We start from the raw sequence: 25073 nt of genomic DNA, 5'->3' as shown, positions 1-25073 counted from the left end.
ATAGCCACCGGGAAGTATTTTTTTTACAAAGAATTTAATTGGTTCTGCATTCTCTTTACCCTGTCAGCCAGCTTTTCGGAAGTAAGGTTCTCGCGCATGCTATCCACCTTGATAGGAAAGCAAAAAGGAGTGAGTCTCTGGGGGTAGGTAATGATGATCCGGGAATGCTGGATGCGTTCCAACATTTCCCTTAAGCGTACCTCTTCCATCTGTTGATCAAAGACCTCCTGGAATGCCTGCCGGATCAGGACATTATTAGGATCATATTCATTAAATACATTAAAAAGCAGCCCTGCGGAAGCCTGGAGGTGTCTTGCTTTTTTATGTTCACCCGGGTATCCCTGGAATATCAGTCCACCGATAACAGCAATGTCACGGAATTTTCTTTTGGCCATTTCAGTGGCATTTACGCTACGCTGGATATCTTCCAGTAAATTATCCAATGAGAACAGTTCATAGGCATTACTGTCATCGACAGGTATGGGCTGGTCACTCAATAGTTCAAACCCATAATCGTTCATGGCTATTGAAAATGTGATAGGAGTGATCTTGCTGATACGATATGCCAGCACCGCTGCCATCGCTTCATGAACCAGCCGTCCTTCAAAAGGATAGACAAATAAGTGAAACCCATCCCTTGTTTCTATCTGTTCAATAAGCAATTCAGCGGCTTTGGGTACCTGGGATAATTTTGCCTGTAACTGTAGCAAAGGTTTTAAGGAGGTGATCTCGATGGCAAAATCTTTTTTATTGTTCGCAGCGAGCAAACTATTGCCTGCAATATCAAATTGTTCTCTCAACACTTTTCCAAGGCTTGCAGAAAGGGGTAATCGGCCACCCATCCAGCTTGGTACTATTGATTTCTTCACATTAGACTTTCTGACTAACACGGTCATGTCCTTGATCATCACCAGTTCCAATTGTTTTCCCGCCAATGTAAAACTGTCACCAGGCTCCAGTCTTGAAATAAATGATTCCTCAATGATACCAATATAGCCACCTGCAAGGAACTTCACTTTCAGCATGGCATCGCTCACGATGGTTCCAATATGTAAACGATGACGCATGGCTATACGCCTGCCAGTGATCTTGTATACACCATCAATCACTTCCACTTTTTTGTATTCATCATATTGTTGCAAAGCGTTGCCGCCAACCGTGATAAAGTATAGCATCTCCTGCCATTCGTCTTCTGTTATTTCACTGAAACAATGAGTGGCTTTTACTTCCTTCCATATGATATCCGGAATGAATCCATCTGATACGGCCAGTGTACACAGGTATTGCACCAGCACATCATAACATAACAGGAAAGGCTCGCGACTTTCAATAAATTGTTCTTCTACAGCCGATTTAAGCGCCGCTGCTTCAATGAGCTCCAGGGAATGGGTAGGCAGGAAATAGATCTTACTAACAGCATCAGGGCTATGGCCACTTCGTCCTGCACGTTGCAGAAAGCGGGCAACTCCTTTTGGCGAACCTACCTGTATCACAGTTTCTACCGGGCGGAAGTCTACCCCAAGGTCAAGGCTGGCTGTGCAAACAACCGCTTTGAGTTTTCCTTCATGCAAGGCTTCCTCCACCCAGGTGCGCAATTCCATTTCAATACTACCATGATGAAGCGCTATGGTGCCAGCCAGTTCAGGTGCAATATGTAATAAGGTCTGGTACCACATTTCACTCATGCCCCTGGTATTGATAAAAATGAGTGTGGTCTTGCTTTGATTTAAAATAGGCAAAACCTTGTCTGCGAGTTTTATACCCAGATGACCAGCCCATGGATATTTTTCAATTTCATCGGGCAGGATGGATTCAATCTCTATCTTCTTATTGAGCTTTGCCCTTACGATCACGCCTTCTTTGCCAGGTTTACCTGTAATACTTAGTGGATGCAACAATACATCCATGGCCTGTGCCAGGTTGCCAATAGTTGCTGATATGCCCCAAATAGAAGTTGGTTCCTGTTCCTTTGATTTTTTATCAATGCATCCTATGATCCTGCTCAAAGCCAATTCAACCTGGACGCCGCGTTTGCTGCCAATCAATTCATGCCATTCATCTACGGCAAACAGTTTCAATGTTTGAAAAACTTCGGGGTAGTTTTTTTGGGCCAACAAAAGATGAAGGCTTTCAGGTGTGATGATCAGGACTTCAGGCATCATCCTTTTTTGTTTCTGGCGCTCCGACAATGAAGTGTCCCCATTGCGGATACCTACTTTCCATTGCATGCCCAGGTCCGCGATCACTTCTTCCATAGCCCTTCCGATATCCTTAGCTAATGCCCTTAAAGGCGTAACCCAAATGAGTTGTAACCCGTTTTTGCTTTTAGATGTGAAACCAGAAGGGTGTTGGTTAATGAATTGGATCAGGCTTCCCAGGAAAACAGAAAAGGTTTTACCTGTACCGGTTGGTGCATTCACCAGTCCACTTTGACCATCAATGATATGCTGCCATGCTTCTTCCTGGTAAGCAAATGGTTTATATTCCTTAGACGATAACCATTGAATAATTACTTTATATCCAGGAGTGTTTTTCAATTTCATTTTCCGTACACCTCCAGCAATTGCTTTAGATCTTCAAGAGTATTGATTTCTCCGGGTGTTTTATCTTTTCTCCACCTGCTGATACGGGGAAAACGTAAAGCCACGCCTGACTTATGGCGCTTACTTGCTGCAATGCCTTCAAAAGCGATCTCGAATACCAGTTCAGGTTTTACAGTCCTGACAGGACCAAATTTTTCCAGCGAGTTGCGCTTAACAAAAGCATCCACCTGTGCAAATTCCTTGTCGGTTAATCCTGAATAGGCTTTGGTGAATGCTACCAGCTTTTCTCCATCTTTTACTGCAAATGTATAGTCTGTATACAGGTTGCTTCTTCTGCCGGCTCCTTTTTGCGCATAGATCATTACCGCATCGATAGTAAGGGGATCTATCTTCCATTTCCACCAGTCTCCTCTTTTACGGCCAACCTGGTAAGTGGATTGCTTTTTCTTGATCATAAAACCTTCTGCACCCAATTCCCTGGATGATTCCCTGAGCCTGGCCAGGTCTTCCCAATTATCAAATGGAACAATAGGAGATATGATCAGGGTAGGATGGTTGGCTGCAGTAATGATCTCTTCCAATTTTGCTCTTCTTTCTTCCAAAGGCCTGTTGCGCCAATCCTCACCATTATATTCCAGCAGGTCATAAGCGAAAAATGCAATAGGAGCTTCCTGCAATTGTTTCTTTGTCACATTTTTTCTTCCAATGCGTGTTTGGAGCAATGCAAAAGGTAAGGGCTTTTGATCTATGGAAGGAATGATCTCGCCATCTATAGCAATTCCATCCGGAAGTACATTGGCCAGAGAATGGTATTCAGGAAATTTTTCTGTCATTAACTCTTCACCGCGGCTCCAGACAAAAAGCTCCTGGTTTCTTTTTATGACCTGGCCTCGTATACCATCCCATTTCCATTCTGCCTGCCAATCCTTCGGATCGCCTAATTGACTTACATCTTCTTCTATGGCATAGGCCAGGTAAAAAGGATAGGGTTTGGAAAAATCCGTATTGAGTGTATGTTCACTCAATAGTTCATCAAATGTAATGCTGGCAGGGTCCCAATTGCCACTGATTCTATGAGCAATAACTGATGGCTCCAGCATGACAGTTTTGGACAATGCATTGACAATTACTTTTTGGGAAACACCAATACGAAAACCTCCTGTTATCAGCTTATTAAAAACAAAACGTTCAGCGAAATTCATTTCCTTCCATGCGTCCAGGATATAGTTTTTCCTTTCTTCTTCGGATTGTTTTTCAAGATCACGTAGTTGTTCAATATAATAGTGTAAATTTTTTGATGTATCTGGTGCATTTTCATTGTTGGGTAGTAATAGTGCGATAGTTTCTGCCAGGTCTCCCACTGTATGATAGCATTCTTCAAACAACCAAAAAGGCAATCCTGCCAGCTCAATGCAGTAACTGGCCAACTGGGTGGTATTTACTGCTCTCTTAGGTCGCCTGCCGCTAAATATTGCAATGACCCAAACCTTATCTTTATTATCTGCATTTGTGAAATAATGCATTAAAGCATCCAGCTTGTCATTGGTTTTGGTGCTGCTTCCCAATTTCATTACCAGTTCTGCAAACTGCCTCATATCATTCTTCTTCTATTTTAATTTCCGCTGGTTCCAGTTCATCATCTCCATATTCAGTTTTTACTTCTTTGGCATTAATTCCCTGTTCGTTTAAAAAGCGGGTAAATACAGATTGAAAGCCATGTGTGGCATAGATACATTCAGCTTCTGATTCCTTGCAGGCCTGTAATAAACCATTCCAGTCGGCATGATCACTTAAGGTAAAACCAGCATCTGCATTTTTACGGCGGGCATTACCGCGCACCTGCATCCACCCACTGCATATGCCGATCTCATAAGGAGCAAACCTGCGCAACCAGGGTGAACCTTCAGCGCTGGAAGGTGCAATGACCACAGCTCCCTTTAATTCCTCTTTGCTGGTTTCTGGAGTAACTCTTTGAACATAAGGCAATTTCCAACCGGCATTTACAAGTGCCATATGGATATTGTAAACTGCTCCGTGAACAAATATCTTATCAGTGATCTCCGCAATTGGTGGTAGTAATCGTTGGGACTTGCCCAGGCTATAGGCTATCAAAACAGAAGTTTTGGAAACTTGCTGGTTCTTCCTGATCCAATTTTGAATATCCGAATAAATTTCCGTTTGGGGCTTCCAGTTATAAATGGGTAAGCCAAAGGTTGATTCTGTAATAAAACTGTGGCATTTGACTGGTTCAAACTGGCCACTTAACCCATCATTTTCTAATTTATAATCCCCGCTCACCACCCATATTTCACCGTTATTTTCAATACGCACCTGGGAAGAGCCAATTATATGACCTGCAGGAAACAGGGTTATGCGAACTCCATTCATGTACACCGGTTCATTCCATGCAATCGCCTGGTAAGTATTGGGCCCGAGCCTTTGCTGTAAAATTGGCTTTGTATCATCATGACACAGATAATATTTATTGCCCCAACGTGCATGATCGCTGTGCGCATGTGTGATGACTGCTTTATCCACAGGACGCCAGGGATCAATATAAAAATCACCGGCGCGGCAGTAAAGTCCTTTATCTGTAAATTCAATTAAAGGCATGATTCTAAAGTTACATAACAAGAATCCATAATCCTGCCAGTAATTGGCAAGGAATCAATATGCCAATTGGTTGGCTACGATAAAAACCGGGTCGGGAAAATGTTAGTTGACGATATTTTTGATGCGTCCAAATACCTTGATAAAGTATAAATGGCGATTCTCGAAATAATCGAGGGTCATAGCGGAACTATCTTTAAAGACAGGCTGTATGTCAAACTGTGTAAAAATGGTATTGCCTTTACGGGTGAGATTGGATGCAACATCTTTTTTAGTATCCAGCAATAACAGCGCAAATCTCATCATGCTTTCATATCCCCTGTAAAAAAGGTCGGAAGGTTTATTGTTATACTCCTCTTCATACAGATCTGAAAGCTTGTTAGCCAGTGGGGTTCCCTGGCTGTAATAAAAAGGTGTGGTGTAAATAACCTCCAGGTTTTCAAACCTGTTGAAATTTAATTTGTCCCAGGTTGGCATACCAATTACTGTTTTGGAATAGGAGGCACTTGTATTGGAAAGGTTTAATGCCAGCCTCTGGGCGAAAGTTTCATCCATTGATCCACCAATGCATATATTTTTCCGTGTGCTGTCAAGGTGGGCTGCCAGGATCTCAGGTGTAAAATTGCTGCCTACTTCGACTATTTTTATGGTTAGGGGTTTGCCTGAAGTATTTTTAGTATAATCTAAAAAATGTTGTTTGATTAAATCCTCCTGTTGCCCGGATTTTCTAAACAGAACAATGCGATCCTGGCTATGGTATTTTTGTAAATATTCGCAAATGCCTTCAACGTGCGCCGGCAAAGTAGAATTTAAAATAACAAAATAAGGGTTATTGGTGATGCCTACATCATTGGGCAGGGCCGTGGAAATAAAAGGAATTTTTTTTCGTAAAGCTTCCTGGGCCAGGGTTCTTGTTTCCGTAGCATTAGTGTTGGCAATGATCATTTCTACATTGTTCATCTCAGGTCTTGCCAACTGTTGGGTCAAAGATTGCCTGCCTCTTGAGTCCAGGATAAATACTTCCAATGGTGCTCCTCTTTTATTGAGCGAGTCCAACGCATATTGGACGCCCTGGTAATATTCAAGACCTGGCACTGCATAACGGGGAATGTAGTTTTTCTCCAGCTGGATACCGGAACTGTTGAATACAGAATCCAGGTATAAAGGTGTAAATATGGCGATCTTATGCCTTTGAACAACCTGTCCAAAGGAAGAACCAGTAATTATCAGGACCAGGACCAGAGCTACATAAATTCTTTTCATAATTAAGCTTTCGGTAAACAACCTGTGAAGCATATATCTTCCAGGAGCTATTCCCATTCGATAGTGGCCGGAGGTTTACTACTGATATCATACACAACCCGGTTAATGCCCCGAACAGAGTTAATGATATCGTTTGAGACTGCAGCAAGGAAATCGTAAGGTAAATGAGCCCAGTCTGCTGTCATGCCATCCACACTGGTCACGGCCCTTAATGCCACAGTAAACTCGTAAGTTCTTTCATCTCCCATTACGCCTACACTACGCACCGGCAATAAGATAGTGCCTGCCTGCCAAACCGTTGCATATAAATTATGTTCTTTTAATGCTTTAACATAAATGTCATCGGCTTTTTGCAGCAGTTTTACCTTTTCTTCCGTTACCTCGCCCAATATACGAATAGCCAATCCAGGGCCAGGAAAAGGGTGCCTGCTTATCATATCTTCAGGTATGCCTAATTCAGTACCTACTTTTCTTACTTCATCCTTAAAAAGGTTGCGCAGGGGTTCAACAAGCGATAAATGCATTTTTTTAGGTAGCCCTCCCACATTGTGATGCGATTTGATGGTGACGGAAGGTCCATGCACTGACACACTTTCAATGACGTCCGGATAAATAGTTCCCTGTCCTAAAAAGGATACACCTTTGATCTTTTTAGCCTCTTGCTGGAAGATCTCGATAAACAATTTTCCAATTGCCTTTCTCTTTTTTTCAGGGTCGGTTTTTCCTTTCAGTTTTTTATAAAAATCATCCTTTGCATCTATGCCTTTTACATTAAGCCCTAACTTTTTATATGTCTTTAATACAGATTCATATTCATCTTTTCGAAGAACACCATTATCCACAAATATTCCATGTAATCTATCGCCAATGGCCCGGCTGATAAGCGTGGCGGCAACTGTAGAATCAACCCCGCCGCTTATGGCCATTACTACTTTTTGATCGCCAATTTGTTTTTTTAGTGCGGCAACCGTGTCTGTAATAAAGTGAGCAGGTGTCCAGTCCTGCGTGCAACCACAAATATTCACGAGGAAATTGTGAAGGATCTTTTTTCCTTCAATAGAGTGGTACACTTCAGGATGGAATTGCAAACCATATAAGGGATGCTTTGAAGGGGCATCCAGTTTAAAAGCAGCTACGGGTATGCTATCTGTCGTTGCTAATAATTCAAATCCTTCCGGCAGTTTTAAAATGGAATCACCATGGCTCATCCAAACCTGTGATGAAGGAATTAAATTTTCCAGCAGGCTGTCATCTTTTTCAAGATGAAGCACAGCACGGCCATATTCTCTTTTATTACTTTTTTCGACCTTGCCCCCGAACTGCTTTGCTGTTAACTGGGCTCCATAGCAAATGCCCAGTACAGGAATCTTGTCAACTAATGATGAAACAGGTACCTGGGGTGCGTTGTCATCATTTACTGAAAATGGAGAGCCGGATAAAATGATCCCTTTCAGTTGCTGGTCATAATCTATGGGTTTACTAAAAGGTTGAATCTCGCAATACACATTTGCTTCCCTGACAGCTCTTGCTATCAATTGAGTGTATTGGGAACCAAAGTCCAGGATAAGTATCTTTTCCGTCATGTTTTGTAAAAATAAGAAACCTGCCTGTAACGGTAGGGTTACACAAAGCGCAAAAGTATTATTATGTGGCTATGGATTCAGAAAAAGCAAATTGATTGTAACTTGGCAACTTTAATTGTAGTCTAATACCAAAACTATTAATATGAGGCTCCAGAATATCGTCCTTGCAACTGTTATTATTACATTAAGCTCCTGCCGCTATTTTGGCGGTGAACGTGTTTACGGGGATGGACACATTGTAACACAACAAAGAAATACCGGGGATTTTGAAAAGGTGGATGTTAGTGGCGGTATTAAAGTTCATGTACGCCAGGAAAGCTCTCCATCGGTAAAGCTTGAACTTGATCAGAACCTGATGGAATATATTGATGTGTACACTGAGGGTAATACGCTGGTAATAAAGGAAAAGCAAGGCTATAATGTGCAGGCTACCAAGGATATAATTGTTTATGTTGCCGCCCCGGTAATTAAAGATATAGATGTTTCAGGTGCCTGTGACATAATTGGAGATAACACTATTACAGGGAACCAGGAACTGAATCTCCATGTTAGTGGTTCCGGTGATATTATCATGGAAGTGGCCCTTCCCAAACTTTCGGCCGAAATATCAGGAAGTGGCAGCATCAACATTAAAGGCCAGGCTACCAATTTTTCTGCACATGTAAGTGGGTCTGGCGATGTCAAATGTTTTGACCTTACAACAGATATAACAGAACTGGATCTTTCAGGTTCTTCTGATGCTGAAGTGACAGCTAATAAACAATTGAATATTGAAGCATCCGGGTCCAGTAGCATTACCTATAAAGGGAATGCAAGTGTGAATCAAAATATTTCGGGATCCGGAAGTGTAAAAAAGGTTGGGTAACCCCTCCTGGAATAAAGTAATTCAACTAACTGGTAAAGCTTACTATATTTATAACGAGGTGCAACACCTCGTTTTTTTTATGGCTGATCTCCTGAAGCACATTGCACTGATATGCAATCCTACCTCAACTAATAAAAGGGCGCTTGAAGTTTGCGGTAAGCTTTCAAAACTGCTTCATCAAAAGAATATTGAACATTCCATTTTTATTACTAAATGGCCTGAAAACTGGAATGGCATATCTGGAGCCTGGATCATAGGAGGGGATGGTACGGTTAATTATTTTATCAACCAGTACCCTGATTGTTCCATTCCACTTTCAGTATTTGCCGGGGGAACAGGGAATGACCTTCATTGGATGTTATATGGTAAGATGGGGATCATCAACCAGGTAGATCTGTTATTAAATGCAAATCCAAAGAAAATTGATGCAGGTATTTGTAATGGAAAACTTTTTTTAAATGGGGTAGGGATTGGGTTTGATGGCTCTATAGTAAAAGACCTTACCGGTAAAAGCAAATGGCCTGGTAAAACTTCTTATTTTATTTCAATTATGAAACATTTGTGGGGATACAAAGAGCAACGTGGAAGGGTCAATGCTGATGATGAAAAAATGCATGGCAATTATTTTCTTATTAGTGTTGCCAATGGACAACGTTATGGAGGAGGATTTCATGTGGCACCCAAAGCCTCTTTAAGTGATGGCTTACTGGATCTGAATATTGTGAAAGAAATTGCTCCTGTAAAAAGATTGCGGTACTTACCGGTAATTGAAAAAGGCCGGCATCTTGAACTTCCATTTGTAGTGTACCGGCATGTGAAAGACATAGGGATATCTTTTGAAGCGATCCAGCCAGCCCATATTGATGGAGAATATATGGAAGCGAAGGAGTTTAAAATAGAGATTCTACCAAAACGCTTTTCTTTTATCTATTAAAACCGGCTTCTTTTTCACGAATAATTTAACCAGGAACAGGCCCGCAATAAAACCACCTATATGTGCAGCATAGGCCACGCCGCCGGTTTCTTCACCCAATGCACCCATGCTATTGATCAATTGAAACAGGAACCACAATCCTACAGCTATAAATGCGGGCACGGAAATAATGCCGAATAAGAACCAGACATGAACCCGACGGCTTGGGTGTTGTAAAATATATCCTCCCAACACACCTGATATGGCACCGGAGGCCCCGAGACTGGGCATCAAAAGATTATGTCCCAGGTAGGCACTTGATAATACATGGCTCATACCTGCAATTATTCCACACAATAAATAAAACAGCAGGTAATTGAAATGGCCCATATCATTTTCCAGGTTATCGCCAAAGATCCAGAGGAAGAGCATATTGCCTGCAATATGGGCAATGCCACCATGCATGAACATAGAGGTCAGCAAGGTGAGATAAATTGGTATATCTGTATGTTGCAGGCCCGGCATCTCAAACCTTTGATGTGTGACGGGGTCCATTAGGATGGTAGCACCTGTGATTATATCCTTGCCGCTAAGTATCTCACCGGGCACTGTAGAATAGGCATATGTAAAATGAAGATTATTACCCCAGTTTTGAAGAAAAACAAAGACAATGATATTCAGAATGATCAGCAAATAATTGACGAGAGGTGTAATCTGCCTGTCCCTGTTATCATCTCCGATTGGTAGTAACATTCTTAATTTTTTATAGTGATGCAAAGCTTATTCCCTAAAATAAAAAAGTCCCGGTTAAGGGACTTATAATAAGCTCGATGTATGAGGATTAATAGCTGTCTCTGTATCCACCGCCGCCGCTGCTGCTGCCACCGCGATTGTATCCGCCGCCGCTTCCGCCACGGTTTCCACCGCCGCCGAATCCGCCGCCGCCGCCTTTCTTAAAGCCGCCGCCACCGCCGCCGCCGAAGCTTCTTTTCTTGAAGCCACCGCCGCCGCCGTTACCGCTGCCGCCTTCTTTAGGACGAGACTCGTTCACGACAAGGTTTCTTCCTTCAATTTCGCTGCCGTTTAATTGTGCAATGGCTGCCTGCGCCTGTTCGTCGTTAGGCATTTCAACAAAGCCAAAGCCCTTGCTGCGTTGTGTGAATTTGTCCATTACGATCTTAGCAGATGCTACTTCACCGAATGGTGTAAACAAGTTGGCCAGATCCTGATCCTTCAGGCCCCAACTAAGGTTTCCTACGTAAATGTTCATTTGAGAAAAGTTTAAAAATAAAAAGTGTTTACAGCCATCAAGAAACCATGAACATTTTACGTAACGTTCAAAGGAACTGTGAAACTGAAAGAACACAAAACGTAACGAATATAATGAAATAATGTTAATACCAAAATTTCCCAAATAAAAGATCGGTAAAGGGTTTAAAGGGAGAATACGAGGCTATTCAACCAGGTTATTCATTCAAAGGATTCATCCAATATGAATAATATATATATGGAATAAAAAAAGGTCCGCACCAATCAGTGCGGACCCTAAAGAAATTACTATCTGAATTATTCAGCTACAACTTCAAATTCTACATCTGCATGATGCCCGGAACCGAAATCGATAGATGCTTTATAAGTACCTAATTCTTTTACTTCCTCATTGATATGGATCTTCTTGCGATCGATCTCATATCCTTTCTGATCACGAATAGCACGGCTGATCTGCAAAGAAGTGACACTTCCGAAGATCTTTCCGCTGGTACCTGTTTTGGCGCCAACCTTTAGCGGGGCTTCTTGGAGTTTTGCAATTACGCTGTTGATCTGTGCAAGCATCAGATCTTCCTTCTTCTTAGCCACTTTCAATCTTTCATCCAATTGTTTGCGGTTAGAAGGATTTGCTTCAACAGCCAGGCGCTGGGGAATCAGGAAGTTACGGGCATACCCGTTTCTAACTTTTACCAGTTCATTCTTACCACCCAGGTTGTCTACGTCTTGAATTAAAATGATTTCCATATTACTTGTTTTAGCCAACCCCGGTTGACCGGGACTGTCCTCTCTTTATTTTCATAAAGAGGTTAGGTTAAAAATTCTATTTTAAAAGGTCTGTTACGAATGGTAATAAAGCCATCTGGCGTGCTTTTTTAATAGCATCGCTCACCTTACGCTGGTATTTTAAAGAATTACCAGTGATACGGCGCGGCAGCATTTTACCCTGTTCGTTCAGGAACTTTTTGAGGAACTCTACATCTTTGTAGTCAATATAGCGGATGCCATATTTCTTAAAACGGCAGAATTTCTTAGGACGCTTCTCGCTTTTAATAGCGGTCAGGTATTTAATTTCATTAGCTTTTGCCATGTTTTAAGCCTCCTGTACTTTTTCGGTTCCTGTTGGTATGCCACTTCTCTTTTTGTGATTGTACTCGACGGCATATTTGTCGAGTTTTGTAGTCATGTGACGGAGAACACTCTCATCACGAAGAAGCTGGATCTTCAGCTTCTCATTGAAGTCGGATGGCGCAATAAATTCCATTACCCAGTATAAACCAGTGGTTTTTTTCTGGATAGGATACGCCAGTGATTTCAGGCCCCATGGATTTTCAGCTACTATCTGGCCGCCATTGTCGGTAACCAATGTAGTGAACTTCCGCTGTGCAGCTTTGAATTCATCATCGCTCAGCACGGGGGTAAAAATCACCATCAATTCGTAATTGTTCATTACCCTGTTTTTTGTTTAAAAATGAAGATTATTACCCGTAGGTATTTTGAATCCTTATTAAGGATTCTTTTTTACGGGAGCGCAAAGGTATGATTTAGTGCTAAGATCTTGTCTTTTTGCGCTTTATTATTTTGATAAGTGTGCGTTAAAAGGCTTTTTGGAACATTGTTCTCAAGAACCAAAGGTAAAGGACTTAATTTGTGGAAATAACCAAATATTTAGCCTAATAAATTGAAAATTAGATAGTTGCAGATTATTGCCTATTGTTTTGGTTCTTCGCTAATTCTGCAATCAATGACCTTTAATTGAAGTGTGGTCTCGCCATTCCATTCATTTTCATCTATTTTGAACACAATATCCAACGGCTGGCCTGTTAGTAATAATGGCATCTTTTCAGCCATATTAAAGCCAATGCCGTTCATTCTCACTCCATTTTGCTGAACGGAAAATTTAAGATGCGCTTCTTTTACCACCTTACTCCAGCCTGTATTGAAAACTTTTTTTGCCACGAATGTTGGCCTAAGATTATCAGGTCCAAATGGTTCCATCTGGCAAAGAATATCATAAAAAGGTTTTCGAATGTCTGATAATGCTACTTCTGCATCAATAACGATTTCAGGTATCAATAATTCAGGGTGGATGGTGGCCTGTACCACTTCTTCAAACCGTTCGCAGAAAGCTTCTACTTTGTCTGTTTCGAGGGTCATTCCGGCGGCATAGAAATGTCCGCCATAACCTAGCAACAGATCCTTGCATTGGTGGATAGCTTCATAAACATTGAAGCCTGCCACACTCCGGGCAGAGCCGGCAACGTACTCTCCACTTTGGGTTAAAATAATTGTAGGGCGGTAATAATGGTCAATTAACCGTGAGGCCACAATACCAACAACCCCTTTATGCCAATGGGGTTGAAAAAGCACTGTACTACTCCTGTTTATTAAAAATTCATCTCCCTGAATTATGGATAGAGCTTCTTCGGTAATGTTTGTATCTGCTTCCTTCCTGTTGGAATTATCGCTATGAAGCTGCTCCGCCCAGTGGAGGGCTTCATCGTAAGTTGCTGAGACGAACATTAAAACTGCCTTCCTGGCATCATCCATTCTTCCGGCAGCATTCACCCTGGGTGCAATGATGAAAACCAGGTTATTGACAAACAGCTCTTTATCAAAATTGCTTAAATGACTTAATGCTTTTATACCGAGGTTAGGATCAGTATTAGCCTTTTTCAATCCATAATAGGCTAATATCCTGTTTTCGCCAGATAGGGAAACAATATCCGCCGCAATAGCGGTGGCTACAAGGTCCAAAAATTGAAAAGCAAGATCTGTAGGTAAATTCATTGCCTTGCAAAGCGCAGTAATCAATTTAAACCCAACTCCACACCCACAAAGCTCCTTGAATGGGTATTTGCAATCTTTTTGCTTTGGATTTAATATGGCTACTGCCGGGGGCAGTACATCATCCGGCAGGTGGTGATCACACACTATAAAATCAATACCTAAAGTTTTTGCATACTGGATAAGATCTGTCGATTTTATACCACAGTCCAATGAAATTACCAGAGTATAATTGTTTTCAAAAGCAAAATCTATCCCCGCTTTGCTAACACCATATCCTTCCCTGTAACGGTGAGGAATGTAAAATTCAGTATGATCGTAGTGTTGTTTTAGAAATTGATACATGGAGGCTACAGCGGTAGTTCCATCTACATCATAGTCGCCAAAAACAAGAATCCTTTCATTATTGGAAAATGCTTCCAATATACGGCCGACTGCTTTATCCATATCCTTCATTATGAAGGGGTCATGAAGGTCGGATAACTGTGGTCTGAAAAACTTTTTGGCCTGCTCATAAGTTTGTATCCCTCTTTGAACCAGGATATTGCATAAGACCTGGTGAATCTTCAACTCCCTGAACAAAGCCTCTGATCTTGCCTGGTCAGTATTATTTATTCTCCATCGTTTCAGGGATGCCATTATTCTTCTAATATTTTCTGTCTGTTACAAAATTGACAAGGTCTTCAAAACCCTTCCTGATTTCAGACTCGGGAAAAGTGCTGAGGATCTGAAGCGCTTCAGACTTATACTCATTCATTTTGGCGATCGTGTAATCAATTCCCCCTGATTTTGTAACCACATTTATGAGATAATCAATCTTTGATCTTTTTGTATTCTCATTTTTGATAATGTATATAAGTTCCTTTTTGGTCTTTTTATCCACATTATTAAGCGTATAAATCAAGGGCAGGGTTAACTTCTTTTCCTTTATATCATTACCTGTGGGTTTGCCAATGTCTTCGCCCGCATAATCGAAGAGGTCATCCTTGATCTGGAAAGCTATACCTACCTTTTCTCCAAATTGCCTCAGTCGGCCAGTCATTTCTTCATCATGTGAAGTGGAATAAGCACCCGCTGCGCAAGCGGAAGCCAGCAAAGAAGCAGTTTTATTCCTGATTATTTCAAAGTAAATAGACTCATCCAGGTTAAGCGAACGGGATTTTTCAATCTGCAATAGTTCGCCTTCACTCATTTGCCTGACAGCCTCCGAAAGGAGCTGTAGGATACGGAAGTCATTGTTATCCAATGAGAGAAGTAGACCCTTGGCCAATAAGTAGTCACCCACTAAAACTGATACTTTATTTTTCCAAAGGGCATAAACTGAGAAAAAACCTCTACGTTCCAGGGAGTCGTCCACTACATCATCATGAACCAAAGTTGCAGTGTGCAAAAGTTCCACTAAAGAGGCTGCTCTATAGGTAGATTCATTCACTTCTCCGCAAAGCTTGGCCGCCAGGAAGACAAACATGGGCCTGAGTTGTTTTCCTTTTCGCTTGACAATGTACCGCATAATACGGTCGAGCATGGAAACATTGCTTTTAGCCGCATCTTTAAACTTTTCTTCAAAGACACGCAATTCATTCTCTATGAGATTAACGGGTAGCTGCATTCGTAAATGGGGGAAAGGTACAACTGCAATCCAATAAATAGCTTCTCGTGGTACAAGAATTGCTGAATTGGTGCTGACAAAATATATAAATAATTGAGGTCAATTGCAGTAAATAAAATTTAAAAGTTTGGTAATTGTAACTCAATTTATATTTTTGTCAACGATTAGGACATTGTTTTTAAAATTTAATCAATAGTTATGGCAAGCAAAAAGTACTCTTTTCTGGCAGGTTTATTATGCCTGTTCACGTCGTACGGTTTCGCGCAAACCACTACCACCACTGGTAGTATCGGAGCGTACGATCCCGCAGACTCATCCGTTATCCCTTCGCGTAGAATGCCTCAGCACACAGAGTTTATGAATGGCACTTACAACTATCCCGCAAAACCAAAGAATATGTGGGAAATTGGTATAAAAGCCGGTTCTTTCACTGTAAATGGAGATGTTGATGGAAAGTTTTTTTCTCCAGGTTTTGGAGTGCATATCAGGAAAGCATTCGGATATCTTTTCTCTGCACGTTTAGAGTATGTCTATGGAATTGCTAAAGGATTAAGCTGGCAGGGATCTTCCCAAACTAGTTATGGTCAGGGAGGCACAGGAAACCCATGGCAAAGACTTGGTTATACTGGTACTGTTTATAATAACTATAAATCCAAAGTACAGGACCTTTCTTTAGAAGGATTATTCTCATTGAATAACATTATGTTCCACCAATCAAGACCTAAAGTGAATGTTTACGCTTTAGTAGGTATTGGTGCTTCTATCTATGACGTAAAGGTGAATGCTTTGAATGGCAGCACACCATATGATTTCTCCGGAATTCCTGCAGGTACATACAAAACAAGGAAAGATGTTAAAGACGCCCTGAATAATTTACTGGATGATTCTTATGAGACTGATGCTGAAAACGCTGAAATCCGTCGTCCAACTTTATTCAATAAAACTTTGAGACCAGTTGGTCAAGTTGGTGGCGGTATCGCTTTCAAATTGAGCAACCGTATGAACTTAGCTTTAGAAGATCGTGTTTCTATAACTAAAGATGATCTATACGATGGTGTTCAGTGGACTGAGCGTGGTGATTTCACAAGAGATTTCGATACTTATAATTTCTTATCTCTAGGCCTGAACTTCAACATTGGATCTAAAGCAGTTGAGCCATTATGGTGGATCAATCCTTTGGATTATGCTTACCAGGAAATTCGCAAGCCTCGCCTGATGATTTTACCAAAGCCAGTTTTACCTGATGCTGATGGTGATGGTATTACTGACCAATTTGACCAGGAGCAAACTCCTCAAGGTGTTCCTGTTGATTCTCATGGTGTAAGCCTGGATACTGATGGTGATGGTGTTCCTGACGCCCGTGATAAAGAAAAGATCACTCCAACATATTGCCAGCCAGTTGATGCTGATGGTGTAGGAAAATGCCCATGTCCTGATTCAACTTGCTTTGCTGGTTATACTAAGACCGGAGCTTGTGAAGCAGCCTTAGGAACTTTACCAAGTGTAACTTTCTCTGGCAATGGTGTTAGCCTGAATAACGATGCAAAAGCCTTGTTGGCAAGTGTTGCTTCCCGTTTACGTAATAGCCCAGAGTGCAAAATAGTTGTTACCGGATATTGCGCTTCAAGCAAATCAGAGCAACAAAGAAGCTGGGATAGGGTGAATGCTGTAATCAGCTACATGGTTGAGAAAGAAGGTATCAGCCAGGATCGTTTCTTCTGGAATTATGGCCAGGAAGGCGGAGACTGCAATACTATCGACCTGCGTGCTGCAGCTTCAGATGAGCAAGGACAAACAACTGTACCTGCTCCTCATCCAAACCTGAGAAGAAGTAAATAATAAGTTCTATTTAAGTATAAAACCCTCCATTGCGGAGGGTTTTTTTATGCTCTTTTGAAATTATCTATTTAATGAAGTGTAAAAGGAGGCTTTAGCTTTAGTGAAATCTTAACTACAGGGTTTAGCCAATCTGGCAATTTTCGAGAATATTTGCTTAAACTGATTAACTTTGCCACCCTTTATGAAATTTATAGGCATTTTCGCTTTGGCTGTTTTACTGATTAGTTGTGGAGGCATTAATAAGGTCTTAAAGAATAAAGATCCACATTATAAGCTCCGCATGGCAGAACAATACTATGCTAAAAAGAAGTATAATTATGCCCAGCAGATCTATGAGGATATCATGCCTTATTTCAGAGGGGGACCCGAATTCGAGGATATTTATTATAAATATGCCTATACAGGTTATTACCAGGGTGATTATTTAAACGCTGAAAACCTTTTTAAAACCTTCCTGGAGATCTATCCAAACAGTTCAAGGGCTGAAGAAATAGACTATATGAGGGCTTATACCTTTTATAAACAGTCACCTAAGCCTGCACTTGATCAGACCAATACGATCAAGGCCATGGGAATGATGCAGACCTTTATTAACACACATCCCGGTTCGGCCAGGAATAAAGAAGCTTCAGACATTATCGATATCTGCCGTAAAAAGCTGGAAACCAAGGACCATAATGCAGCCCAGTTATACTATGATCTGGGACAATTCAGAGCAGCAGCGGTAGCTTTTAATACTTTATTGAATTCCTATCCTGAATCCGGAAAGTCGGATGAATACAAGTTGATGGCTATTAAATCTTATTTTCGTTTTGCCGAATTGAGCGTAGAGGATAAAAGAGCTGAAAGATTTGAAAAGGTGATAGAAGAGTGTAATGAATTCATTGACCGTTTTCCGCAAAGTCCTTTATCCACACAGGTACAGGCATATTTAACCCAATCTCAAAACAATTTAAAATTATATACAAATGAGCCTGCTAAGACGTCAACTTAGTACAAGTACATCAAATAATATTGAGACCCGCGATGTAAATGAGCTAAAGAACAAAACGGGTAATTTGTACGAGTCTATTTCTATTATTGGTAAAAGAGCGAACCAGATCAATATTACTTTAAAAGAGGAGCTCCATAATAAACTGGAAGAATTTGCCAGCCATACGGATTCGTTGGAAGAAATTCATGAGAATAAAGAGCAAATTGAAATTTCCAGGGCTTATGAGCGCATGCCAAATCCAGCCTTGTTAGCTACCCAGGAATTTATGGAGGCTAAAGTGTACCACCGCAAAAACGAAGATGACCTGTTTCAATAAACACCAGATAAAAGGTTTACAAAGCGATTTACTACTAGTAAATCGCTTTTGTTTTTTATAAATAGTATTTTCGGGTCAGTATGTTATCGGGTAAGAAGATTCTTCTGGGCATTACAGGCAGTATAGCTGCCTACAAAACCCCTATTTTGGTCAGGCAATTGATTAAGAAAGGAGCTGAGGTAAAAGTGATCATGACGCCGGCATCAAAGGACTTTGTTTCATCTCTGACTTTATCTACACTTTCTCACAACAGTGTGCTTTCAGATCTTTTTGATGAAGAAACCTGGGCCAATCATGTCATGCTGGGCAGATGGGCTGATGTATTATTAATTGCTCCTCTTAGCTGTAATACATTAAGTAAAATGGCCTACGCCCAATCTGATAATTTGTTGTTGGCAACCTATTTATCAGCTACATGCCCTGTTTTGATAGCCCCGGCAATGGATGAGGATATGTGGCATCATCCTGCATCCAAACATAATATAGACCTCATAGAACAACATGGTTGTAAGATAATGCCAGTGGGGTATGGAGAACTGGCAAGTGGCCTGGTTGGAGAGGGAAGGATGGCAGAACCTGAAGAAATAGTTGGTTTCCTGGAGCAGTATTTTCATAATTCAGGAAATCTCAAGGGTAAAAAAGCTCTTGTTACTGCAGGACCTACATACGAACCCATAGACCCGGTACGTTTTATAGGAAATCATTCTTCGGGGAAAATGGGATATGCAATCGCTGAAGAACTGGCTACCAGGGGCGCTGCGGTTACCCTAATAAGTGGTCCAGTTCCATTTGACCGGAACTTACAAGGAGTAAATGTGGTCAAGGTAATGACAGCGGAAGAAATGTATGAATCCTGCATGAATGAGAGCGATTATGATATTGCGGTAATGGCAGCAGCTGTGGCAGATTATACGCCAGTTACAGTCTCCGATATCAAAATCAAAAAAACGGATGGTGAACTGAATCTTGCTTTAAAAAAGACAATGGATATTTTAAAAGCTCTCGGCAAGAACAAAAAGGAAAAGCAGGTTTTGGTTGGTTTTGCGCTCGAAACCGATAACGAGATGGAGAATGCTTTAAAAAAATTGAAAGATAAAAATGCCGACATGCTTGTTCTGAATTCCTTGAATGATGAAGGTGCAGGGTTTGGATATGATACGAATAAGGTTACCTTCTTCTTTAAGAATGGAGACAAAAAGGCATTGGGATTAAAATCTAAAAAATTACTGGCAAAAGATATTGTCGATGCCATAACTGAATTATTATAATGAAAAAAAGTTTTCTTCTTTTTTTACTGGTATTTGTTGTTCACGGGTTATTTGCACAGGAACTGCAGGCCCGGTTCTCTGTACTGGCAAACAGGGTAAGTACCCAGGTCGATAAAAAAACATTTCAAACCCTGCAAACAGCCCTTACCAATTTTATCAATAACCGTAAATGGACCACTGATAATTACCAGCAGCAGGAAAAGATCAAATGCAATTTTTTGTTGACCATTGACCAGGACATGGGACAGAATGTATTCAAGGCTACTTTAACCGTACAGGCGGCAAGGCCGGTTTATAATAGCACCTACGAATCGCCTATCATTAACTTCCAGGATGGTGATGTGATCTTTAAATACATAGAATTCCAGCCCGTGGAGTTCAACGAGAACAGGGTGCAGGGTAATGACCCTTTATCGGCTAACCTAACGGCTATTGTTGCCTATTATATCAATATTATACTGGGTATGGATTATGATTCATTTGCACCAAAGGGTGGTGATCCTTTTTTTCAAAAAGCACAATACATTGTAAATAATGCTCCTGAATCGTCCCAAATTACCGGATGGAAAGCTTTCGATGGATTGCGTAACAGGTTCAAACTGATTGAGGGTCTTGTTGATAATCGTTACAATCTTGTCCATGACGCAGTATATTCTTACTACCGGAATGGACTGGACCAGTTTTACGATAATGAGAATACAGGAAGGACTGGTCTATTAAAAGCGATCAGTTATCTCAATACAGTAAATACGGAAAACCCCGGGGCCATGGTCATCCAGTTTTTCTTCCAGGGTAAAAGCAATGAACTGGTTAAAGCATTTAGTAAGGGTGAGCAAAAAGTGAAAGTGCAGGCAAGGGAAATTTTAACCAGGATAGATCTTACCAATTCAAATGCTTACAAGGAATTGAAATGAGCAGAATAATAATACTTTCCCTCCTGTTGCTTTGTTTTTTTTCCTGCACTTCTGATACCGTACCAAAGGATATTATTGCACCTAAAAAAATGGAAGCAGTTTTATGGGATGTGATCATGGCAGACGAAGTGGCTGATTACTATGTGCAAAAAGACTCCACTTTAAAGGCTCTTGACAAACATGTAGACCTTTATCAAAAATTATTCAGCATTCATAAGATATCTAAAGAGCAATTCAAGCATAGCATGCAGTACTATGAAAAAAGGCCTGACCTTCTTAAGCCGATATTTGATTCCCTCCAAAAAAGATCCGAACGTCAAACCCTGAGAACAAAACCTGTATAATACTATTTCTTTCCTGCGCTATTGTTATTTTTGGATACAATTGCTTGCTATGAATAAAGTTGTTGCGAACGCCGATGAGGCCTTGTTGGACCTGCGTGATGGATCTACGATCATGCTTGGTGGTTTTGGGCTTTGTGGTATCCCTGAAAATTTAATCAATGGTCTGGTTAAGAAAGGAGTTAAAGATCTCACCTGCATATCCAATAATGCCGGTGTGGATGATTTTGGCCTGGGCTTATTGTTGCAAACCAGGCAGATAAAAAAAATGATGAGCTCCTATGTAGGGGAGAATGCTGAATTTGAGCGCCAGCTTTTGAGCGGGGAGCTGGAAGTGGACCTGATACCACAAGGTACTTTGGCTACAAGGATACAAATGGCAGGCATGGGAATACCGGCATTTTTTACTCCTGCAGGATATGGGACTGAAGTGGCAGAAGGAAAGGAAGTAAGAAATTTTAACGGTAAAAATTACCTTATGGAACATGCGCTTCATGCAGATTTTGCATTGGTAAAAGCATGGAAGGGTGATAAGTATGGTAATCTGATCTTCAGGAAGGCTACACGAAATTTCTCCACTTCGATGGCGAAAGCCGGAGCAATAACAATAGCTGAAGTGGAGGAGTTGGTTGAACCCGGTCAATTGGATCCGGATGATATTCACGTAGCCAGCGTCTATGTGCATCGCATATTCCAGGGACAAGCGTATGAAAAACGGATAGAAAGGAGAACAGTTCGTTTGACCAGTAATTAATACCATTTCCAGTAACAATAATTTCACTACAATGGCTTTAGATAAATATGGCATAGCCCGGAGAATAGCCCGGGAATTAAAGGACGGCATGTATGTTAACCTTGGTATTGGTATACCCACCTTGGTTTCTAATTATATTCCAGAGGGCATGTTCATCATGTTGCAGAGTGAGAATGGTATGCTTGGCATGGGTCCTTATCCTGACGAAAAGGAGATAGATGCAGACCTTATTAATGCCGGAAAGGAAACAGTGACTGTTATGCCAGGTGGAGCATTTTTCGATAGTGCCGAAAGTTTTGGAATGATCAGGGCTGGAAAAATTGACCTGACTGTTTTAGGTGCCATGGAAGTAAGTGAGAATGGTGATATAGCTAACTGGAAGATCCCGGGTAAAATGGTCAAGGGAATGGGAGGCGCCATGGACCTGGTAGCCAGTGCACAAAATATCATCGTTGCCATGATGCATACCAATCCTAAGGGCGAATCAAAGTTGCTGCCGCAATGCAGCCTGCCATTGACCGGTGTTGGCTGTGTAAAGAAGATCGTGAGTGAGTTGGCGGTTCTTGATGTAACTCCACAGGGATTTAAATTATTGGAAAGAGCACCCGGTGTAAGCGTAGAAGAAATCGTATCCAAAACAGCTGGAAAACTGATCGTTGAGGGAGAGATCCCCGAAATGCAATTTTAACCAATAGCCAATGGCTGGAATTAATCCACCAGGTTATTTTTGACCGCAAAGAATACTAATCCTGCTGTATTCTTACTTCCAAAACGTTCCATAAGCCGGTCTTTGATGGCTTCCACTGTTCTTGGACTTATCTCCATCTTCTGAGCTATTTCCTGGGCTGTAAACTCCATGCAGATGAATTTGAGTACATCCCTTTCCTTATCGCTGAGCGTAATCTCATTAGTAAGAGATGGAACCGTTTTTTGCTTGGAATGTGATTTCTTAAGAAGAATTCGGTTAACAAAATTATTCAGATAATAACCTTTCTCATGAACATCCATGATAGCACGCCTTATTTCCTGGGGTTCAGCATTCTTTAATAAATATCCATTGGCGCCATTTTCCATCATATGGGAAACAAAGCGCTCATCTTCGTACATACTTAATACGATAATATGTATTTGTGGATATTGCTTGGTCAGAAGTTTAGTGGTCTCCATTCCATCCTTTCCGGGCATTCTCAGGTCCATAAGCACCACATCTGGTTCTGCTTCGGCAATACCCTGTAATAATTCATCTCCATTCTCTGCTTCCAGAACAAATTTGATATTGGTGAATGCACGCAAAGAAAGTATCACACCTTTCCTGAATATTTTATGATCGTCGGCAATAGCCACTTTGATAATTTCCATAGCACAGTTGGGATGCGATAAAATTAGGAATTATGCGTTAATGATTCATTAACATCATCTTTTGGAATTTCTATGGTAACCTTATAATATGTTTGAGAAGGGTCTTTTTCGAAAAATATTTTTCCCTGGGCAACCCGGAGGCGGCTGTTAATGTTCTTTAATCCAAGCCCGATATTACTCTTGTTTAATTTTTCGAAGTCCGCCTGTACGATTCCTCTTCCATCATGATGAATACGCAGAATAAACATACCATCATGCATATTCTGTGTAAGATGAATGAAACTTGAATTGCTATGCTTAAGTATATTATTGATCAATTCTTGGATAACCCTGAAAACAATAAGCTCAATTTCAGGTTTAAGACGTTCTCGATAATCGTGAAAGCGGCTACTGGCGTTAATAGTTCCTGAGCCACTGATCTTTTGAAACAAATCGTTGGTTGCTGACTCCAGGCCAAAGTTTTTAAGGGTAGGAGGCATTAGGCTATGACTGATATTCCTGATCAGCTGAATCGTATCATCAAGAATTTGTCTGGCCTGGAAAATGGATTGCAGTTGGGTTGCTTTATCCTGGTTTACCAGGTTCTCATTCAGGTAAAGCCGGGCAGTGGCCAATAAGGGGCCTGCATCGTCATGCAGGTCTGCTGCAAGCCGTTGTCTTTCTTCTTCCTGCAGTCTTATGGATGCATTGAGTAAGATCTTTTGCTGTTCCTGCTCCATCGATTGAAGGCGTAACTGGTAGCGTATGACCTTTCTTTGGTGAAATATAATAAAGAGAATAAGTCCTATTGTCAAAGCAAGCATACCCAGTGTTCCTAAGAACAAAACAAGGGATATACCGGGTGGATTGGCTTGCAGAAAGTACATGGGTTGCGAATCTATGTTTTAATTAGATGGATAGAAGTTATAATTTTTAGGGGGCTTTTTTAAAGATTCATTGGCCTGAATATATATGGCCACAGTAAAGAATATATTTTTTACAATAGAAGAAATATTTGTAATTATCCAGTATTTATTTAACTCCTGGATAGATATCTGGTTTGCGAAAATATAGATGAAGAAAGAGCCTGACAGGTAGATTAATATGCCTAAAACTCCCCAAAAGGAAGCCTGGCTATAAATGAAAAAATTAGAAGTATTATTTAATTGCTCGTAGAAATATAAAAAGGAGAATATAAAAATCAAGATGGATTCTATTCCTATTGGTATGGAATCAAGTACTGGAATATTCCTGATAACAAAGAATAAATAAAAATAATAACCGATCAGGCAAATTGAAAATATCAAAGTGATGAGTAAAATCAATTTCCGTATGGAAGCTTTTGAAATAGTATAATAGAAAAAGCCGGCAAAAAATAAAGATTCGAATAATGTAAATGCAGGATATATAAAGTTGTGATAATTCGGGGGTATGACGTAGTAAAGGGAAAGATTTGTGATAAAATCAAATAAAGTAAATGCTATCAGTACCCAAATGATTCTTTTGCTTTTTATCGATTTAAAAAAGATAGCAAAAAGTAAAATAGGTAAGATGTCAGAGAAGATGGCTAGTAAAACAAAAAGGTTTTCTATAGTTTTGGTTTTTGCCAAATATAGAAAACCTTTTAAAGATTTAATAATTCTTAATTAAAATTCCCACCAGTTTGGAGTAGTTGGCCATTCTATTGGGGGTACTGCTCTAAATACTTTTTTTGTCATGACAGTAAGTTTTTGTTATTAACGGATGTAAATATTGCCAGACCTACACCCGATTTCAATGGGTAACTAAACCCGTTAAATTCTAATTTTCCCTAATAATGTAGACATTACAATACTTTCAGCCCAATTTGATAGTAAGCTTACTTGGATAA

General features: G+C 40.7%; 24 protein-coding genes. 10 read left to right on the top strand and 14 right to left on the bottom strand.

Annotated elements, in window-relative coordinates; all coding sequences use genetic code 11:
- Nucleotides 1–23: 23 nt before the first annotated feature.
- The 5 genes from BP74_RS17655 to guaA form a co-directional block, all read right to left on the bottom strand.
- Nucleotides 24–2543: a ligase-associated DNA damage response DEXH box helicase gene (locus BP74_RS17655; RefSeq protein ID WP_496376111.1), complete on the bottom strand. Its 2520-nt coding sequence runs from the start codon at nucleotides 2541–2543 to the stop codon at nucleotides 24–26.
- A complete protein-coding gene (locus BP74_RS17650; protein WP_496376109.1) occupies nucleotides 2540–4138 on the bottom strand; it encodes an ATP-dependent DNA ligase in 1599 nt (532 codons plus the stop codon). Before BP74_RS17650 ends, BP74_RS17655 begins: the two co-directional genes overlap by 4 nt.
- A gap of 1 nt (nucleotide 4139) precedes the next feature.
- Nucleotides 4140–5156: a ligase-associated DNA damage response exonuclease gene (locus BP74_RS17645; protein ID WP_496376107.1), complete on the bottom strand. Its 1017-nt coding sequence runs from the start codon at nucleotides 5154–5156 to the stop codon at nucleotides 4140–4142.
- A 102-nt stretch (nucleotides 5157–5258) separates the two neighbouring features.
- Nucleotides 5259–6416, bottom strand: coding sequence for an ABC transporter substrate-binding protein (locus BP74_RS17640; RefSeq protein ID WP_496376105.1), 1158 nt, complete (start codon nucleotides 6414–6416; stop codon nucleotides 5259–5261).
- A 47-nt stretch (nucleotides 6417–6463) separates the two neighbouring features.
- Nucleotides 6464–7999: a glutamine-hydrolyzing GMP synthase gene (guaA, locus tag BP74_RS17635; protein ID WP_496376103.1), complete on the bottom strand. Its 1536-nt coding sequence runs from the start codon at nucleotides 7997–7999 to the stop codon at nucleotides 6464–6466.
- A gap of 142 nt (nucleotides 8000–8141) precedes the next feature.
- Between guaA and BP74_RS17630 the strand changes: the two genes are divergently transcribed.
- Both BP74_RS17630 and BP74_RS17625 read left to right on the top strand, forming a co-directional pair.
- On the top strand, nucleotides 8142–8864 hold the full coding sequence (locus tag BP74_RS17630) for a head GIN domain-containing protein (protein WP_496376101.1): 723 nt from the start codon (nucleotides 8142–8144) through the stop codon (nucleotides 8862–8864).
- A gap of 79 nt (nucleotides 8865–8943) precedes the next feature.
- The gene (locus tag BP74_RS17625) at nucleotides 8944–9798 is read left to right on the top strand and encodes a diacylglycerol/lipid kinase family protein (protein ID WP_496376099.1); all 855 of its coding nucleotides are present in this window, start codon (nucleotides 8944–8946) and stop codon (nucleotides 9796–9798) included.
- On the opposite strand, the gene BP74_RS17620 is transcribed toward BP74_RS17625, so the two are convergent.
- The 7 genes from BP74_RS17620 to BP74_RS17590 all read right to left on the bottom strand — a co-directional run bounded on the left by BP74_RS17620 (nucleotide 9769) and on the right by BP74_RS17590 (nucleotide 15439).
- On the bottom strand, nucleotides 9769–10530 hold the full coding sequence (locus tag BP74_RS17620; RefSeq protein ID WP_496376097.1) for a rhomboid family intramembrane serine protease: 762 nt from the start codon (nucleotides 10528–10530) through the stop codon (nucleotides 9769–9771). The two genes, BP74_RS17625 and BP74_RS17620, sit on opposite strands and share 30 nt — an antisense overlap.
- Before the next feature lie 88 nt (nucleotides 10531–10618).
- A complete protein-coding gene (gene rbp, locus BP74_RS17615; RefSeq protein ID WP_496376095.1) occupies nucleotides 10619–11191 on the bottom strand; it encodes an RNA-binding regulator in 573 nt (190 codons plus the stop codon).
- 152 nt (nucleotides 11192–11343) lie between these two features.
- Nucleotides 11344–11790: a 50S ribosomal protein L9 gene (gene rplI, locus BP74_RS17610; RefSeq protein ID WP_496376093.1), complete on the bottom strand. Its 447-nt coding sequence runs from the start codon at nucleotides 11788–11790 to the stop codon at nucleotides 11344–11346.
- A 76-nt stretch (nucleotides 11791–11866) separates the two neighbouring features.
- Nucleotides 11867–12133: a 30S ribosomal protein S18 gene (gene rpsR / locus BP74_RS17605; protein ID WP_072836894.1), complete on the bottom strand. Its 267-nt coding sequence runs from the start codon at nucleotides 12131–12133 to the stop codon at nucleotides 11867–11869.
- A gap of 3 nt (nucleotides 12134–12136) precedes the next feature.
- Complete coding sequence (gene rpsF / locus BP74_RS17600) at nucleotides 12137–12493, bottom strand: 30S ribosomal protein S6 (RefSeq protein ID WP_072836895.1); 357 nt, start codon at nucleotides 12491–12493, stop codon at nucleotides 12137–12139.
- Between the two features lie 260 nt (nucleotides 12494–12753).
- Nucleotides 12754–14469 carry a single-stranded-DNA-specific exonuclease RecJ gene (gene recJ, locus BP74_RS17595; protein ID WP_496376091.1) on the bottom strand — a complete coding sequence of 572 codons (1716 nt, stop codon included), beginning with the start codon at nucleotides 14467–14469 and terminating at the stop codon, nucleotides 12754–12756.
- Nucleotides 14470–14476: 7 nt separating this feature from the next.
- Nucleotides 14477–15439: a polyprenyl synthetase family protein gene (locus BP74_RS17590; RefSeq protein WP_496376089.1), complete on the bottom strand. Its 963-nt coding sequence runs from the start codon at nucleotides 15437–15439 to the stop codon at nucleotides 14477–14479.
- Between the two features lie 198 nt (nucleotides 15440–15637).
- On the opposite strand from BP74_RS17590, the gene BP74_RS17585 reads away from it, so the two are divergent.
- The 8 genes from BP74_RS17585 to BP74_RS17550 all read left to right on the top strand — a co-directional run bounded on the left by BP74_RS17585 (nucleotide 15638) and on the right by BP74_RS17550 (nucleotide 22553).
- Complete coding sequence (locus BP74_RS17585; protein WP_496376087.1) at nucleotides 15638–17278, top strand: OmpA family protein; 1641 nt, start codon at nucleotides 15638–15640, stop codon at nucleotides 17276–17278.
- 181 nt (nucleotides 17279–17459) lie between these two features.
- Complete coding sequence (locus BP74_RS17580) at nucleotides 17460–18272, top strand: outer membrane protein assembly factor BamD (RefSeq protein ID WP_496376085.1); 813 nt, start codon at nucleotides 17460–17462, stop codon at nucleotides 18270–18272.
- A complete protein-coding gene (locus BP74_RS17575; RefSeq protein ID WP_496376083.1) occupies nucleotides 18247–18588 on the top strand; it encodes a DNA-directed RNA polymerase subunit omega in 342 nt (113 codons plus the stop codon). The genes BP74_RS17580 and BP74_RS17575 overlap by 26 nt, the downstream gene beginning before the upstream one ends.
- Before the next feature lie 80 nt (nucleotides 18589–18668).
- A complete protein-coding gene (gene coaBC, locus BP74_RS17570; RefSeq protein ID WP_496376081.1) occupies nucleotides 18669–19856 on the top strand; it encodes a bifunctional phosphopantothenoylcysteine decarboxylase/phosphopantothenate--cysteine ligase CoaBC in 1188 nt (395 codons plus the stop codon).
- Complete coding sequence (porD, locus tag BP74_RS17565; RefSeq protein WP_496376079.1) at nucleotides 19856–20770, top strand: type IX secretion system protein PorD; 915 nt, start codon at nucleotides 19856–19858, stop codon at nucleotides 20768–20770. Before coaBC ends, porD begins: the two co-directional genes overlap by 1 nt.
- Nucleotides 20767–21114 carry a DUF4296 domain-containing protein gene (locus BP74_RS17560; protein ID WP_496376077.1) on the top strand — a complete coding sequence of 116 codons (348 nt, stop codon included), beginning with the start codon at nucleotides 20767–20769 and terminating at the stop codon, nucleotides 21112–21114. The genes porD and BP74_RS17560 overlap by 4 nt, the downstream gene beginning before the upstream one ends.
- A 49-nt stretch (nucleotides 21115–21163) precedes the next feature.
- Nucleotides 21164–21865 (top strand): CoA transferase subunit A, encoded by a 702-nt coding sequence (locus tag BP74_RS17555; protein WP_496376075.1) that lies wholly within the window; start codon nucleotides 21164–21166, stop codon nucleotides 21863–21865.
- A 31-nt stretch (nucleotides 21866–21896) separates the two neighbouring features.
- Nucleotides 21897–22553 (top strand): 3-oxoacid CoA-transferase subunit B, encoded by a 657-nt coding sequence (locus tag BP74_RS17550; protein WP_496376073.1) that lies wholly within the window; start codon nucleotides 21897–21899, stop codon nucleotides 22551–22553.
- A 20-nt stretch (nucleotides 22554–22573) separates the two neighbouring features.
- On the opposite strand, the gene BP74_RS17545 is transcribed toward BP74_RS17550, so the two are convergent.
- Nucleotides 22574–23224, bottom strand: coding sequence for a response regulator (locus tag BP74_RS17545; protein WP_496376071.1), 651 nt, complete (start codon nucleotides 23222–23224; stop codon nucleotides 22574–22576).
- Nucleotides 23225–23247: 23 nt separating this feature from the next.
- Complete coding sequence (locus BP74_RS17540; protein WP_496376069.1) at nucleotides 23248–24090, bottom strand: sensor histidine kinase; 843 nt, start codon at nucleotides 24088–24090, stop codon at nucleotides 23248–23250.
- Between the last annotated feature and the right edge of the window lie 983 nt (nucleotides 24091–25073).

It is taken from the genome of Flavisolibacter ginsengiterrae DSM 18136 (genome assembly GCF_059568575.1).
Note: the sequence above shows the minus strand (reverse complement) of the source record. Positions and strands in the feature narration are given on the sequence as shown.